This window comes from Acinetobacter sp. YH12106 (genome assembly GCF_013418995.1).
GTDB classification, from domain to species: Bacteria; Pseudomonadota; Gammaproteobacteria; order Pseudomonadales; family Moraxellaceae; genus Acinetobacter; species Acinetobacter pseudolwoffii.
In genome coordinates this window covers 1-15265 of sequence record NZ_VPAV01000002.1, presented here as the reverse complement: position 1 = coordinate 15265, position 15265 = coordinate 1, and the positions used below count along the sequence as shown (strand labels likewise).

The following is a 15265-nucleotide window of genomic DNA, read 5'->3' as shown; positions in this document are numbered from 1 at the left end:
TAGGAACGTTCAAGTATGGGTGCAAATTCTGCGCTAATTTTTGGCATTATCATTAACGTCGCGATTTTGCTCGTATTCTTCCGATTTTTAATGCAATTGGCTGCTGTCAGCCCCTACAATCCCGTGGTTCTTTCGACTGTAAAAGCCACTAAAATTGTAGATGTGTTTGGTCGAATTTTCCCAACTTTGGCCAAAGGCCGTGTCAATACTGCCGCTTTGGCATTATTGGTGGTACTGTATTTGCTGAAAATTTTCGGCATGATGTATCTCTCTGGTGGCATGCCGAATGGTCCTGTGCATTTACTGATTTTGACCTTTGTCACCATGATGCAGGACTTGATCCGTTTCTGTCGTTATTTGATTTTCGCTACGATTATCTTAAGTTGGGTGGTGATGTTTACTCAGTCTCGTTCACCGTATATTGAAGTGGTTCAGGAGTTGGCTGAACCATTGCTGGCACCTTTCCGTAAGATTATGCCAAATATGGGGATGATTGATCTCTCTCCAATTTTTGCTATTTTAACCTTGATCATCATTGAAATGATCATGAATCAGGTGGCAATTGTATTGTTGACCGGACTTTAATCGGATTCAAATAAAAAGGACGCTGAGGCGTCCTTTTTATTTGCGCCTCCCTTTTCTAAAGGGAGGTTGGGAGGGGTTTAAATTTCCCCAAACCCCTCTTTTTCAAAGAGGGGCTTTACCTTACATCTTCCAACTCAAAATTATGGACTTCAAGAAAGGCATAGGAATAAGTAAATGAAAGTTCCTCTTCCTTTGGGATGAGAAGCATTGCTGCGCAAGGGGGAGAGGGGTTTAAAACCAACCTGCATCCCCTTGCCGAATATATGCCTCATCTCCTATAAGGAGGAAGGAGCTTAGAAGCGCATTAATGCGCCTCATCCCAGTTTTTACCTTTACCGACTTCAACCACCAACGGTACAGAAATCTGCAATACTGATTGCATGACTTCAGCCAGTTTCGGTGCCAGTTCATCGGCAATAGCTTCATCGACTTCAAACACCAGTTCATCGTGGACTTGCAACAGCATTTTGGCCTGATCTTTTGGCAACATCTTGTCGACTTCAATCATTGCCATTTTAATGATATCTGCAGCCGAACCCTGTAGCGGAGCATTAATTGCAGCACGTTCTGCTGCTTTGCGCACCATCATATTACGAGCATCAATATCCGGTGTATATAAACGACGACCAGAAACGGTTTCGACAAAACCTTGATCGAGTGCCACCTGACGGGTGCGTTGCATATATTCATAAATCCCCGGATAACGATGGAAATACTGTTTAATGTATTCTTGTGACTCTTGACGAGTAAAGCCCAACTGACGGGTTAGACCGAATTCAGACATGCCATAGAGCAGACCAAAATTCACGGCTTTGGCTTGGCGACGTTGATCATTTGTCACCTCTTCAAAAGCGATGCCCAAAACTTCTGCTGCAGTACGACGATGCACGTCCTGACCGTGATTAAAGGCATGTACCAAGGCTTCGTCTTGGGAAAAATGCGCCATGAGACGTAATTCAATTTGTGAATAATCGGCAGCGAGCAGCACACGACCTTTCGGTGCTACAAAAGCTTTACGAATTTGACGGCCAATTTTCTCGCGAATGGGAATATTTTGTAAATTTGGATCTGTTGAAGATAGACGACCCGTTGCAGTCAGCGCTTGATGATAACTGGTGTGTACGCGGCCACTGTCATTATTGGCTTGTTTGCATAAACCATCGGTATAGGTGCTTTTCAGTTTAGACAGGCCACGATATTCCAAAATCAATGCGGCAATCGGATGATCCAGTTTTTCTAAAATACTTTCACTGGTGCTGTATTGGCCAGTCGAGGTTTTCTTGCCGCCTTTGAGGCCCAGCTTATCAAACAAAATTTCACCGACTTGTTTTGGTGAGCTGACATTAAAACTTTGGCCTGCTAATTCAATAATCTGGTTTTCCAGATTCTGAATGGTTTGTGCAAATTCTTCACTGAGCTGGTCAAGGAAATGCACATCTAACTGAATGCCATTTTCTTCCATTTTCGTTAATACACGTGCCACCGGCATTTCAATGCGATGCAAAAGCTGACTTAATTCAGGATGGACTTTGAGTTTTTCATCCAAAACTTCATAAAGACGATAAGTGACATGAGCATCTTCAGCAGCATAATGTGCAGCGGTTTCCAGCGGAATCTGGTTAAAGGTTTTCTGTTTGGCTCCTTTACCGGCAACTTGTTCATAGGTCGTGGTCAGATGGCTCAAATACAGACGCGCCACATCATCCATACCATGACGGGTTGCCACAGAATTCAGCACATACGATGCCAGCATGGTATCAAAATACCAGCCTGCCAAATGAATGCCATGGTTTTCCAGTACATGCGCATCATATTTCAGATGATGACCAATCTTCTGTACGCTGTCATCTTCCAGAATCGGCTTGATCTGTGCCAAGATGACTTCACGATTGAGCTGTTCCGGTGCGCCTTCATAATCATGGGCCAAAGGAACATAGTAAGCATCGTTGGCATCAAAGGCGACCGAGAAGCCGACAATCTGCGCGATACGATAATCCAGACTGGTGGTTTCGGTATCGAATGCAAAACGTTTTTCGGTACTGAGACGCTTAAACAGTGTGTCCCAATCCTGTTGGGTCAGCAAGGTATGATAGGTCGCTTGTCCGAGCTGGTCATCACTGCTGGTGATAGAAGCATGATCTTCCTGTGCTTCTGGTGCAGCGACTGCTTTGGCATTAATCGATTTTGCCGCCTGCTGATAATTTGCATTATTTGGGTTGTTGGGATGATCTAGGGACTGTAACTGGTTACGGAACTCAAGTTCTGTATATAAGTGGCGCAAGGTTTCGACATTCGGATCACCCAGTTTTAAATCGTCATAACCAAAGTTAAGATCCAGATCGATCACAATACTGGCCAGTTGATGGTCCAGTGCAATGCCATCCACATGCTCTTTAATATTTTGACCAACTTTGCCTTTGATCTTGTCGACATTTTCTAAAATGCCGCCAATCGAACCATATTCGGTTAGCAGTTTTGCCGCGGTTTTGGCACCGACACCCGGCACGCCCATGATGCCATCAGAAGCATCGCCCATCAGGGTCAGGTAATCAATAATCTGATTTGGCCATACGCCAAACTTTTCAAACACGCCATCGACATCCAGCGGCTTTTCTTTAAAGCTGTCTTCCAGGGTCACTTTGTCTGTGACCAATTGCGCCATATCTTTATCACCAGTCGAAATCAGCACCTGATGTCCCAAGGCTTCGGCACGTTTGGCCAATGTTCCGATAATGTCATCGGCTTCGGCACCCGGCAAGGTATGCAGGGGAATACCCAGTGCACGAATCAAGGCATGCAAATAAGGAATCTGTTCGGATAATTCCGTCGGCATGCTCGGGCGGTCACCTTTATAAATCGGTGAAAGCTCATGCCGGAACGTCGGTTCTGGCGTATCGAAAATCACCGCCATATGGGTCGGTTGGATCCGACGCATCAGTTTTTGAATAGCAGAAATCGCACCACGAATTGCATTGGTATGTAAACCGGTTGACGTGGTTAATGGTGGCAGTGCGTGAAAGGCACGAAATAAAAAGTAAGAGCCATCGACCAAGACAAATGGTGGCATGTAATCAATTCCTTATTCAAAATACAGCGCTATTGTACGTGATTTTTACTGCGCTCGCTGAGGCGAGTCTGAGTTTACAGCTTAGCGAATATCGGCTGAAGATGAAATAAGCAGCACAAGCTGTTGTATGATGGAATGATTCAGGAAAGAGAAATATAAGAATGGCTGCAGGACGCAATGAGTTACGCATGATCTGGCTGATTACTCTGCTAATTGTTGGGATCAGTGCCTGGTATCTGGATTATCAGATTGTGACTTATCTGTGTGGTGTGGGTTTTCTCTTCAGTGTGATGCAATATGTCAGCGCAGTAGAAGCCCCGCTACAGCAACTGGCTGCACAGCAGCAGAGGTCTCTGGAACGCAATTCGAAAGTTCCTTTATATGTCTCTTCAATTATTGCAATTGTTGGTGGGCTGGCCGAGCTTGACTGGTTGATGGGCATCGGGATTACCGCCTGGGTGTTCTTTTTACTCCGATGGCTGCAACGTCTGGAAGGGCGCTTGATACAGTTACAGTCGCAATCTTATTCTGCCGATCCACCACCCTCGACACCACCGAACTGGTCTGATGCTGCACCTGTGACTGCTCAACCGGCTCTAAATTCTCAGTCCACGCCTAATCTCATCGATCAAGTGCAGCGCTGGATCTTTCAGGGCAATCCGGTCTTAAAAGTCGCCATTAGTATTTTAGTGATCGGGATTATTTTGTTGCTGCGTTTTGCCACCGAGCACTGGCAGCTGAGTCTGGCTGCTAAATTAGGTCTGGTTGCGCTTGCCAGTTTGTTTGTAACAGGACTGGGCTATCGGCTGATTCCTAAAAACCGCAGTTTTGCTCTGGCGCTGGAAGGATTAGGTTTAGGGAGTTTGTTTCTGACAGTATTCTTTGCCTATTACAATCTGGTGATTCCAACACTACCGCTGGCAGCATGTGTATTTATCATCATTTTGGCAATGACGCTGTATTTAAGTCTGAAACAGGAAAGTATCGAACTGGCCATAATGGCTTTGCTGATTGCTTATCTGGCGCCGTTTACCTTGCCAATCCGAGATGCTTCCGCTGTTGAGCTGATCAGTTATTACTTGCTGATTAATGTCGGGGTGGCAGTGCTGAGCAGCTTCCGCCCCTGGAAAATTCTCAATCAGATTGCCTTTTTAATTACGGCGATTGTCGGTGGAATGTATAGCCTGATTCATGGTGATACTCATGAGCGTTATGCCATGACTGCGCTGATTCTGGCGCATAGTGCGCTGTTTATCTGGCTGGGTTTTCGTTTTAGCCAGTTGCTGGCACGACAGGATTTGTCCCGTTTTCAGCTAAAACCGGTACTCGACTTGGCCTTGATTTTTGCCGCACCGATTACTGCTTATATTTTTCTGTATCTGATTCACTTTAATCAGCCCGATCAAAAACTCTGGCAAGCCGGTCTAAGTCTGTTGTTCGCAGGGGTCTTTGCCACTTGTTGGACTTTATTGCGCCAAAAACAAACGATTCAGCTTATTTCACAAAGTTATCTGAGTCTGATGCTAATTTTTCTGGCACTGGTGCCACCGATCTTATTGACCGAACAATGGAGTGTGGTTGGTTGGGCTGTGGAAGGGGTACTAATTTATCTGTGGGCCTTAGAGAAAAATGTCCGGGTGGCGCATTATTTAAGTATGGGCTTATTGTTGATGGCCGGATTTAGCAGCCTGTATTATCTGGTCGAAATCAATCCCACACCGCGGATGATTTTCTGGATTTTGAGTCTGTGTTATGTGGCAGTAGTGGCGATCAGTCAGCTCAAAGAAAAATACCAGCAGCAACTGGATAGTCTGAGTATCAGTTTTTTAAGTAGTTTAAGTGTTGCAGCCAGTTTAATGCTCTTTGCTTTGCTAGAAGATGAATTTTCGAGTCAGCATGCCTATGTGTTGAGTTTATTCATCATCACACTGGGCTATGTGCTGTTGAATGAAATGATTCTGCGCAAAAATCAGCAATGGTCCTGGTTGCTACCGAAGTGGAGTGGTATCTCACCCTTGCTGGTCATTGCAGTGATTCTGACACTGGATCGCAGTCAAAATGCGGTGATTGTCTGGGATAGCGGTCTGGAGCGCGGGGTTTTTGCCCTTTCGGCGATGCTATTAGCGATTCTGTGGCTCAGACCACTGGCTGGTTTGCAGCTATCCAAAGAATGGATGAGTTTGGGCGTTTTTAGCAGTTTGGCTTTGGCCAGTCTGTGTCTGATCCCGAGCATGCCTTATTTCAGTATGGTGATCTTACCTTTATTGTTTTGCCTGTGGTGCTATCGACAGGACCTGCAATCAGGCTGGCAGCAGCTTTGGCAAACCAAGTGTTGTTTATTGCTGATGGCCACTTGGCTGGTATGTTCACAGTTATTTAGTCAGCAAGCATTCCAGTATTACTGGTTGCCGATTCTGAATCCTTTTGACCTGATCAGTATCGCCATGTTTGCCAGTTTTATCTGGATGCTGTTGCAACAGATTAAGGTTGGCCGTGATAAGGGCATGATCGCAGTCTTGATGGTGTTGAGCCTGTTATGGCTTTCCAGTTATATGGTTTTAAGAGCTTTACATGTGTATTTACACACGCCGTTTAATGATATGGAGCTATGGGGTAATGCGACGGTGCAACTCAGCTTGACTGTACTTTGGGTATTACTGGCCTGGATCACCATGTGGACGGCAACCTTAAAAAACCTGAAGCCGATGTGGATTTTAGGCGGCAGTATTCTGGTGGTTGTGACCTTAAAATTGGTGCTCTTTGACCTGTCGCATATTGGCACCCTGACGCGAGTCATTTCCTTCTTGCTGGCAGGTGGGGTGATGCTGCTGATTGCCTATATTGCACCGATGCCAGAGAAAACTGATTGAATCCTCTCCCTAAGCCTCTCCTTTAAAAAGGAGAGGGAATCGAAGGGTTATTTTAGATCAGGCTCTCTTTTGAGGGCCTTGTCATTGGCGTATTGGTCAATATCAACATTCTCTAAGGGGCGAGATAATGGATGGTCGACAAAGCCCATTTTCGGCACTGGAATTTCAATCTGATTATCGACAAAGCCATTACGAATCCGTTCCTGCATTTCATCGCGTACTTTCAGATAATTTTCCTGCTGGCACCAGATCGCAAATAACAACTCGATGGATGATTCACGAAAGGCGGTAACGGTGACTGCAGGTTTCGGGTCAGCCAAAACTAATGGATACTTATTGGCGACATCCAGCAGCACTTCTCGTACTTTAATAATATCTTCGTGGAAATTGATCGCCAGCGTAATCGGAATACGCCGTATCGGAAATTTTGACAGGTTCTGTACCGGTGCCCGAATCAGCTGTTCATTCGGCAAACGTACATAGATATTATCCTGCGTGAGGAGTTTGACTGAAAGCAGGTCAATCGAAATCACTTCACCTTCAATGGTATGCCCACGAATCAAGGTGATTTGAATAGTATCGCCGACTTCGAAAGAACCCTCACCAATCAGGAACAGACCGCTGATCAGGTTGGATGCCGAGGTTTGTGACGCAAAACCCAAGGCTACGGTGAGAATCCCGGCAGCCCCGAGGAAGACACTCAGTTTAAAACCGGCTTCTTTCAGGCTGGCCATTACAAACAGCAGGAAAATAAAATAGAAAATCCCGCGGCGCCAGACCAGCTTCTGATGGGCATTAAAACGTACACCAATGGTCCGAATAAAGGTATTGGAAATAAAGCGCGCAATCAGGAAACCAATAAAACATAACACCACCGCGACCAAAATTTCGGTTAAACGGTCGGTATTGATATTGGTAAATACTCCCTTCAGGCTGTTGGTGACTTCGGTCGGAATATTTGAACTTGGCATCAGACGCCCTTAGAAAAATGAATCAAACATATTAAATAAAGCGCCCGCCGGATCACGCGGTGGATGCAGATAGGCGACTTCACCGGCATTTGGCGGGGTACGGTTCTCCACCCGAATACGCGGTGGGCGGTCCGAACCTTCATGCAAGACCCGGATTTGCGAGGTCCATAAGCGCCCGGTACTTTCACTGTAAAATAACGGCAGGGCAGGCACCGGGACATTCATCCGGTCAAAGCGCAATTGCTGGTTACTGGTATTGTGAAATTCAATCGGTGTAACCGCACGAAAAGCGCGTGGATGCAATTGTTTCAGTTCAGTTCTGCCATCGACTGCAGTGGCATAGCAGATTTCACCTGAGCGATGATTCGGCCCAAACCAGGTGTCTTTTGGCAAGATCACCGGGAGATCAAAAATTGGTTCGCGCTGCCCCTCGACAAAACCAGCAATCCATAAGGGCGTGCTGATATAAAGCGTACCACGTTGTCCGGCAGGAATATAAATCGGATCAACCGGCTTGATCACCACCGAACGGTTTGCCAAACGTGGCATCAACTGTAATTTATTTTGGGTGGATTTGAACATATAACGTTCAATGTGCACCGGCGCTGGAAAGGCAAAGTTCGGATCATCAATCTGATGCCATTGCTGCTCATAATCATATTGCACCACAGGACGATAGTATTCCAGTCGCCATTCCTGAATGCCTCGAGTCAGACGAAACAGCAAGGAACCAAACTGCCAGGCTTTGGATTGATTTATTTCAAAAATCTGTTCTCCCCACCAGCGCATTTTCGCTGTATTCGGGATTAATTCATCTTTATCTTGCGGCAATGTTGGCACCCTTTCTTGCTAAATCTTTGAAAACATACTTCACGCTGTCATATGCTTAGAGTACACTCAATTTAAATTTTTTCATCATTATTATAATCCGCGATGCAAGTACTTAAACAATTACAAATCCCATATAGCTTCGCCAAGCGCCATGGTGTGCTGTTGCGTTATGAGGGAGATCAGGCCTTTATTCTGCGTCGTGACAATACCTCGATGCTTGCATTGCAGGAAGCGCGCCGTCTGCTCGGTTATCCGGCTCATTTTCAGCTGTGCAGCGAACAGGAATTTAACCAGTTACTCAGCTCCAGTTTTGCCGGAGATAGCGGCGAATCACAACAGGTGGCTGCGGGTCTGGAAGATCATCCGGATTTACTCAGTCTGGCCGATTCCGTACCTGAAGCTGAAGATCTGATGGATCAGGAAGATGATGCGCCGATTGTACGACTGATCAATGCATTATTGTCTGAAGCGATTCGGGTCGGGGCTTCCGATATTCATATTGAATCTTTTGAGAAAAAACTGTCGGTACGTTTACGGGTCGATGGCCAGCTCCGTGAAATTGTCCAGCCACGCCGTGAACTTGCGCCGCTTTTGGTCTCGCGGATTAAAGTCATGGCCAAACTGGATATTGCGGAAAAGCGTATTCCACAAGATGGTCGTATTTCCTTGCGTCTGGCCGGACGTGAAGTCGATGTCCGTGTATCTACTTTGCCATCCTCTCATGGTGAGCGTGTGGTGATGCGTCTGCTGGACAAGCAGGCCGGTCGTTTAAATATGACCCATTTGGGCTTGATGAATAATGACTATGATCGACTGAAAACTCTGGTGCATCGTCCACACGGCATTATTTTAGTCACTGGGCCGACCGGTTCGGGTAAAACCACCACCTTATATGCCGCACTTTCTGACCTGAATGATGGTTCCAAAAACATCCTCACCGCTGAAGATCCGATTGAATATCAACTGGAAGGGATTGGCCAGACCCAGGTGAATACCAAAGTGGATATGACCTTTGCACGTGCCTTAAAAGCCATGCTGCGCCAAGATCCTGATGTGGTGATGGTCGGTGAAATTCGTGATCTGGAGACCGCAGAAATTGCGGTGCAGGCCTCCTTGACCGGGCATCTGGTGTTGTCGACCCTGCATACCAATACCGCGATTGGTGCTGTCACGCGTTTGAAGGATATGGGCATTGAGCCGTTCCTGCTTTCAAGTTCCCTGATTGGGGTAATTGCCCAGCGTCTGGTCAGAACGTTATGTCCGCATTGCGCGACCTGGCATGAAGCAGATGCTTTTGAAAAGAAACTGTTTGAAAATATTGAACATCCACAGGATTTAAGACTGCCGCAACCACAGGGTTGTGAACGCTGTGGCAATACTGGTTTTAGTGGGCGTACTGCGATTTATGAAATTGTGCCCGTCGATGATCATATGCGCCGTCTGGTTCATGGCAATGCGGCCGAATACGAAATAGAAAGTTATGCACGGCAGCAATCCGGTTCGATTCGGGATGATGGTCTGCGCAAGGTATTGGCAGGGAAAACTACCATTGAAGAAGTGTTACGGGTCACCAATGAAGCAGCAGAATAATTTTCTAATCTGCTGCTTTTAATGACTTGTCCTCAGGATATCTGGATATTTACCAGAGGCTGACGATTTTTTTCATCAGTTGGGCCCGAAAAGGTGCAGTCGGATTACCCGGATTCCGCTGAGTTTCATTTTCATAGAAGGTCTGCCAGGCCTGCGCCATTTCTAAAGTAACCCCATCCTGTTTCATTTTTTCAACATCGGCTGTGGTGACACGCTGGAAACGGACTTCGGCATCTTTGGGGCCAGCACCCCAACCAATGATACCTTTACCAAATTCAGGCAGAATCATATTGTTGGGTGTTGCAGGAATGGGCAGACGTTCAATCTCGGCATTAACTACAGATTTTACTTGGGGGCGAACTTTTTCTGAAATTTGCAGCTCTGCAAAAGAGGCAGTCGCAATGCTGAACAGGAGAGAACTAGAAATAAATAATTTAAACATAAGGTGATTTAAAATAAATTATTGCAAATAAGAATCATTATATATAAGTATTAAGATTTTTGCTTTTGTTTTGAAAATAGAATTGGCCTTTAAGGGAAGATGCAGCGATTAAAATTTTATAATAGCGCTCTAGCTATCCTGAAGCATTTTTTCAGGATAGCGGTTGAATCGAAAAATTAAGTAATGACGTTTAAGTTCACATCAATATTATTGCGGGTTGCATTTGAATAGGGACAGACAATATGCGCGGCATCTACCAGTTTTTGCGCTTCTTGCTGATCCATACCTTCAAGATGGATATTTAAAGTCACCTCAATACCAAACCCGGTCGGAATTGGACCAATTCCTACATCACCCTCGATATAAGCATCTTTACTCATATTCAGTTTGTCACGATTGGCAACAAATTTCATCGCACCCAAGAAACATGCCGAATAACCTGCGGCAAAGAGCTGTTCAGGGTTGGTTCCACCACCAGGTCCCCCCATTTCTTTGGGCACGGCCAATTGTACATCTAAAATCTGATCGTCAGAGGTGGCGCGGCCATCACGACCACCTGTGGCTTTGGCATGTGCGGTATAGACGGCTTTTTCTAATGACATGAGCTTAATCCCTATTTATTGTTCATGGAGCTTCTATGCTCGGCGATTTTGCCTGAAGAATAAGCAGGGATTTTGTTAATTTATGCAAGTATCCGGGCAGGTTTCTTAAGAAAGTTGTAGCAGTTTACGATGTTGCATTAAAGGCATGGATTCACGGATTTTTTGCTGTTCACTTAAATCAAAGTCCACCGTAATCAAATGTGCGCCATCAGCATGGATCATATTCAACAGTTGGCCGCGGCTATTGGTGGCAGCTGCATGCCCCCAAGTCTGACGTTTTTCACCATGCCAGCCTTGTTGAGCAGCGCCAAGTACCGAACACTGGCTATCCATGGCACGGGTTTGCAGCAATAACTGCCAGTGCATTTCACCGGTGGTATAGGTAAATGCAGAAGGCGCAGTCAGGAGATTTGCACCCTTAGCACGTAAGCTTAAAGCCAGTTCTGGAAAGCGCAGGTCATAACAGACCATCAAGCCGATATTGCCAAAAGGAGTCTTGGCAACGACCACATCTGTGCCGGGTTCAAAGAATTTAGACTCCTGATAACCACCGACAGCATCGCCGACTTGCACATCAAACAAATGAATTTTGTCATAACGCGCTTCGGTTCGTTCAGGACTGATACACAGACTGACAGTACGCACCCGGCCATCTTGAATGATTGAACCATCCGGACGATAAGGGCAGGGCAAAGTCCCGGCCACAATCCAGGTTTGATATTGATGGGCAAGTTGTTCCAGACGTTGTTGAATGACTTCAAATTGTGCAGCAGTTTCGCGTTGTTTGCCTGCTGCGAAACAGACGAAATTTTCCGGGAAAACAATTAACTCAGCACCATTGGCCTTACTTTGTTGAATTAAAGACTCAATCTCCACAAAATTGGCGTCAATTTCATTTTGAGAATTCATTTGTGCAACAGAAAGTAAAGTCATGCGGTCCTCTTATATAGTCGTTATACCTTTTGCTCGGAGATTTTATCTAAATTGTCTTGCTCTTTCTGTAACTGTTTGACTAAAGGTTCAAACATATTCTGGTTGCTTTGATTTAGCTTCATCAAGGTTTTATGCGCATCCAGAACGGTATTGAGCATATTTTGATGCGTCACATGTTCTTCCATCAGCGCACGGGTGCAGACATTCGGATCGCCACAATAATTCAGAATCACAAACACCTGGCTCAGTCCCATACTGTTGGCCAAAGTAGTAATGTCGGAATTGGTAGAAAGCATAACAGCTTGAATATTATGTACTTGCTTGAGTTTCAGTCCTAACTTGGCCAAAACACCGAGTACGGTACTGTCAATAAAACTGGTTTCGGTGAGATCAACGATAGCGCCAACTACGTTGTCCTGCTGTTCAATTTTGTTCAGTAATTTGTCTAGACTAATACAAGATTGGGCACGCACTTCGCCGATAAGCTTAAAAATATGCGTTCCATTCAGACTTGCATATTCAACATGACCTGTTGACATATAAATGCCATTTGCAGAGAAGGATATTAAATTATCCCATAGGGTGTATTGATACTCAAGTAGCTGAAAGTGGTAATCAAATTAAGTGCTTATAAAGTCTGTAAATATACTGCTAATTTACGCGGATAAAGCTTAAAAAGGCGATATCGTCGGCCACATGTTCTGGAGCCTGAAATGACTCATTCTGCAAGTGATGTAATAATTGCGAAAATTGCTCATTTAATCCACCATCAAAGGGTTCCAGTGCACCATCTGAACAGATGATAAAACGGGCATTAGGGCTTAATACCCATTCGTTTTCTTCAACCTCAAGCTCTTCGGTCAGACCTAAAGGGAAGCTGCTGGTAGAGAAAATCTTAGGCTCTTGATTGGGTTCAAATATAATCGGTGGGGGATAATGTCCGGCACTGGACCATTTTAATACATGGGTTTCCAGATTTAAAATCCCGGCAATCATGGTGATGTGCTTTTCAATATTTTCCTGCATTAGCATGCCGTTAAGCTTTTTAATCAGCTCGCGCGGCGTTTTGGAGCGACCGTGAAAAGCAGCCATCCAGGACGTGAGTAAACTACTGGTGACGCCATGTCCAGATACATCGGCCAAATAGAAAATCACTTCTTTGTCGCTAATTTTCCAGTAATCATACCAATCTCCTGAAAGATAGGCTGAAGGCTGAAAATAAGTTTCGACCTCATAATTGGTCAGTTTAATCGGGTTGGGTAACAATCTTTTTTGTAGTTCTGCCGCAGAAGGCAGATCACGGCTATCCTGGTTACGTTTATATTGCGCATCAATTTTTTGCAGCGCCAGGTCAGGATTTTCAGGAAGTTTATTCCAGATCCAGCCTGCCAGCGCCCCTTGCTCCCAAGCCTGAGCCAACGCTGTGCCTTCATGCTCTAAGGCCAGCACAATGGTAGGCAGATTCCACTTATATTTCAGATAGTCATGTACATCTGCAATTGCGATAATCGTAGAATCATACAGCTCATGATCATCCAGATAGATCATCTGAATATGCGGAAGCGTATCAAGTACCTGATCTAAATAGGGAATATCACGAGTCGGTTGAATGAAATACATAAAAAAGTGATTCGATCTCAGGGTTGGTTATACGATGTACTATAACAAGCAAGGTATTGCTAGCGAACAGATTTCACTAGCAATCATACATCAAGCATGAACTTAAAGATCTTCTTCTGAAGATTCAATATTGTTCTCATCAAAAGGTATATCTTCAGAACTATCTTCTTCGAAGTCATCTTCTAGGAATAGGGTATCTTGTTCTGTACCTTTCTTTTCAGCAATCGCGTAATTGGTGCGTTGCAAGTAAATATCCCGAATCTGGGCATAACGATCACCGGTCAGCACCCCTTCAACATCCAGTATTTCCGAGCGGTTATCAATGGCACGCCAGAACTGGTCGGTCCAGTAAAGCCCATCTTCATCTTCGAGAAGATATTTTTGTGGGCGGGTTTGACTATCTACAGCAGTACCAATCACCCCACGCACTGAACTTGGGCCTAAAAATGGCAACATAATATAAGGACCAGACGCAACACCATAATAACCCAAAGTAGTTCCAAATCTCTCGTCTTCATGACTTAAACCAAGGCGACGTGCCGGATCAGCCAAACCTAAGGTCGTTAAAGTATTAATGGTAAAACGTCCCAAGGATTTTGCTGCGCGGGTCGGACGACCCTGAATCAGCTGATTGACTACATTCCAGGGTTCACCCAGGTTATTACGGAAATTGGTGTAGCTACCGCGGACATCCTGTGGAACTTTCTCAACATACTGAACAGCTATAGGACGTACCACAGTACGGTCAATCGCATCATTAAACTGATAAATCTTTCTATTTAACGGTTGGAAAGGATCTTTGACTTCTTCAGCCTGTGCTGCACTGGCATCGACTTTTAGCTGTGTCTGTAATTGTTGTGCCTTGGCCGATATTTTGGTTCTGAGTGGCGTTTTCAAAGATTCATTTTCCACAGCCGTATTGACCTCTGCGAAAACATGTACGCTTGATACTAGAGAAAATAAGCATATAGATAAGTAAATAGAACGATGCATAAGGAAACCCGAGGCCTTGTCTGAGTAAGGAGCACTACTTATTAGTATAAAAATAATAAACGTTATATTCACGAATAGACATCATTTAAGCAAATTTGTATAAAAAATGAATGAAAATACACAAAGAGAGTAAAAAATGTACATGCAAAATGATTTTCTTGAAAAAGGTGTTGCAAGCGCTCTGAAATGCTGTAGAATGCACATCCATCGGCAGTGATGAAGATTAAAACTTCTGATAAAACAGTAACTTAGCACAAAGTGTTAAGATTGGGTTTTGTTGGATAAGTTTAAATTAATTTGAATTACGGATTGACACTTTAGAAATTCAGTGTAATATAGCCGACCTAGCTTGCTGGTGACGAATCAGCAAGAAGATCATTAAGAGATTATGAAGAACAACTTGTGTGGATTTTTACTGGTTGATTGATCGAAATTATTTTCATTGATTGATGGTAGAAATTACTCGAAGTTTATTTGAGAAATATTTGTCAGAAAATTGATGAGCCAAGATTGGTGCCCTTTAAGGCACTACATAGTATTAAACTGAAGAGTTTGATCATGGCTCAGATTGAACGCTGGCGGCAGGCTTAACACATGCAAGTCGAGCGGGGAAGAGTAGCTTGCTACTTTACCTAGCGGCGGACGGGTGAGTAATGCTTAGGAATCTGCCTATTAGTGGGGGACAACATCTCGAAAGGGATGCTAATACCGCATACGTCCTACGGGAGAAAGCAGGGGATCTTCGGACCTTGCGCTAATAG

At 44.8% G+C, this 15265-nt stretch carries 12 protein-coding genes and 1 rRNA gene; 4 read left to right on the top strand and 9 right to left on the bottom strand.

All coding sequences use genetic code 11. The features are described from left to right. The first annotated feature begins 15 nt into the window (after positions 1-15). Positions 16-585: a YggT family protein gene (locus FTU45_RS02475; protein WP_005095820.1), complete on the top strand. Its 570-nt coding sequence runs from the start codon at positions 16-18 to the stop codon at positions 583-585. A gap of 304 nt (positions 586-889) precedes the next feature. On the opposite strand, the gene polA is transcribed toward FTU45_RS02475, so the two are convergent. Further along, positions 890-3652, bottom strand: coding sequence for a DNA polymerase I (polA, locus tag FTU45_RS02470; RefSeq protein ID WP_180075862.1), 2763 nt, complete (start codon positions 3650-3652; stop codon positions 890-892). 161 nt (positions 3653-3813) lie between these two features. On the opposite strand from polA, the gene FTU45_RS02465 reads away from it, so the two are divergent. Next, complete coding sequence (locus FTU45_RS02465) at positions 3814-6522, top strand: DUF2339 domain-containing protein (protein ID WP_180075861.1); 2709 nt, start codon at positions 3814-3816, stop codon at positions 6520-6522. A 47-nt stretch (positions 6523-6569) separates the two neighbouring features. Here FTU45_RS02465 and FTU45_RS02460 read toward each other — a convergent pair whose 3' ends face one another. Then, entirely contained in the window at positions 6570-7493 is a 924-nt protein-coding gene (locus FTU45_RS02460) for a mechanosensitive ion channel family protein (RefSeq protein WP_005095828.1), read from the bottom strand. 9 nt (positions 7494-7502) lie between these two features. Further along, positions 7503-8282: a hypothetical protein gene (locus FTU45_RS02455; RefSeq protein ID WP_167381259.1), complete on the bottom strand. Its 780-nt coding sequence runs from the start codon at positions 8280-8282 to the stop codon at positions 7503-7505. A gap of 144 nt (positions 8283-8426) precedes the next feature. On the opposite strand from FTU45_RS02455, the gene gspE reads away from it, so the two are divergent. After that, positions 8427-9914 carry a type II secretion system ATPase GspE gene (gene gspE, locus FTU45_RS02450; RefSeq protein ID WP_005172539.1) on the top strand — a complete coding sequence of 496 codons (1488 nt, stop codon included), beginning with the start codon at positions 8427-8429 and terminating at the stop codon, positions 9912-9914. Between the two features lie 49 nt (positions 9915-9963). On the opposite strand, the gene FTU45_RS02445 is transcribed toward gspE, so the two are convergent. From FTU45_RS02445 to FTU45_RS02420, 6 genes are all read right to left on the bottom strand, one after another. Continuing rightward, on the bottom strand, positions 9964-10356 hold the full coding sequence (locus tag FTU45_RS02445) for a DUF4951 domain-containing protein (protein ID WP_005095834.1): 393 nt from the start codon (positions 10354-10356) through the stop codon (positions 9964-9966). Between the two features lie 176 nt (positions 10357-10532). Beyond that, positions 10533-10958 carry an organic hydroperoxide resistance protein gene (locus tag FTU45_RS02440; protein WP_005095836.1) on the bottom strand — a complete coding sequence of 142 codons (426 nt, stop codon included), beginning with the start codon at positions 10956-10958 and terminating at the stop codon, positions 10533-10535. A gap of 105 nt (positions 10959-11063) precedes the next feature. After that, complete coding sequence (locus FTU45_RS02435) at positions 11064-11891, bottom strand: carbon-nitrogen hydrolase family protein (protein ID WP_159138730.1); 828 nt, start codon at positions 11889-11891, stop codon at positions 11064-11066. Between the two features lie 20 nt (positions 11892-11911). Beyond that, on the bottom strand, positions 11912-12430 hold the full coding sequence (gene gigB, locus FTU45_RS02430) for an anti-anti-sigma factor GigB (protein WP_004647542.1): 519 nt from the start codon (positions 12428-12430) through the stop codon (positions 11912-11914). A 112-nt stretch (positions 12431-12542) separates the two neighbouring features. Beyond that, on the bottom strand, positions 12543-13511 hold the full coding sequence (gene gigA, locus FTU45_RS02425) for an RsbU family protein phosphatase GigA (RefSeq protein ID WP_005095839.1): 969 nt from the start codon (positions 13509-13511) through the stop codon (positions 12543-12545). A gap of 102 nt (positions 13512-13613) precedes the next feature. Then, the gene (locus FTU45_RS02420; RefSeq protein ID WP_180051049.1) at positions 13614-14504 is read right to left on the bottom strand and encodes a VacJ family lipoprotein; all 891 of its coding nucleotides are present in this window, start codon (positions 14502-14504) and stop codon (positions 13614-13616) included. A 540-nt stretch (positions 14505-15044) separates the two neighbouring features. Here FTU45_RS02420 and FTU45_RS02415 point away from each other — a divergent pair. Next, positions 15045-15265: ribosomal RNA gene (locus tag FTU45_RS02415) — 16S ribosomal RNA — on the top strand; the annotation flags it as partial.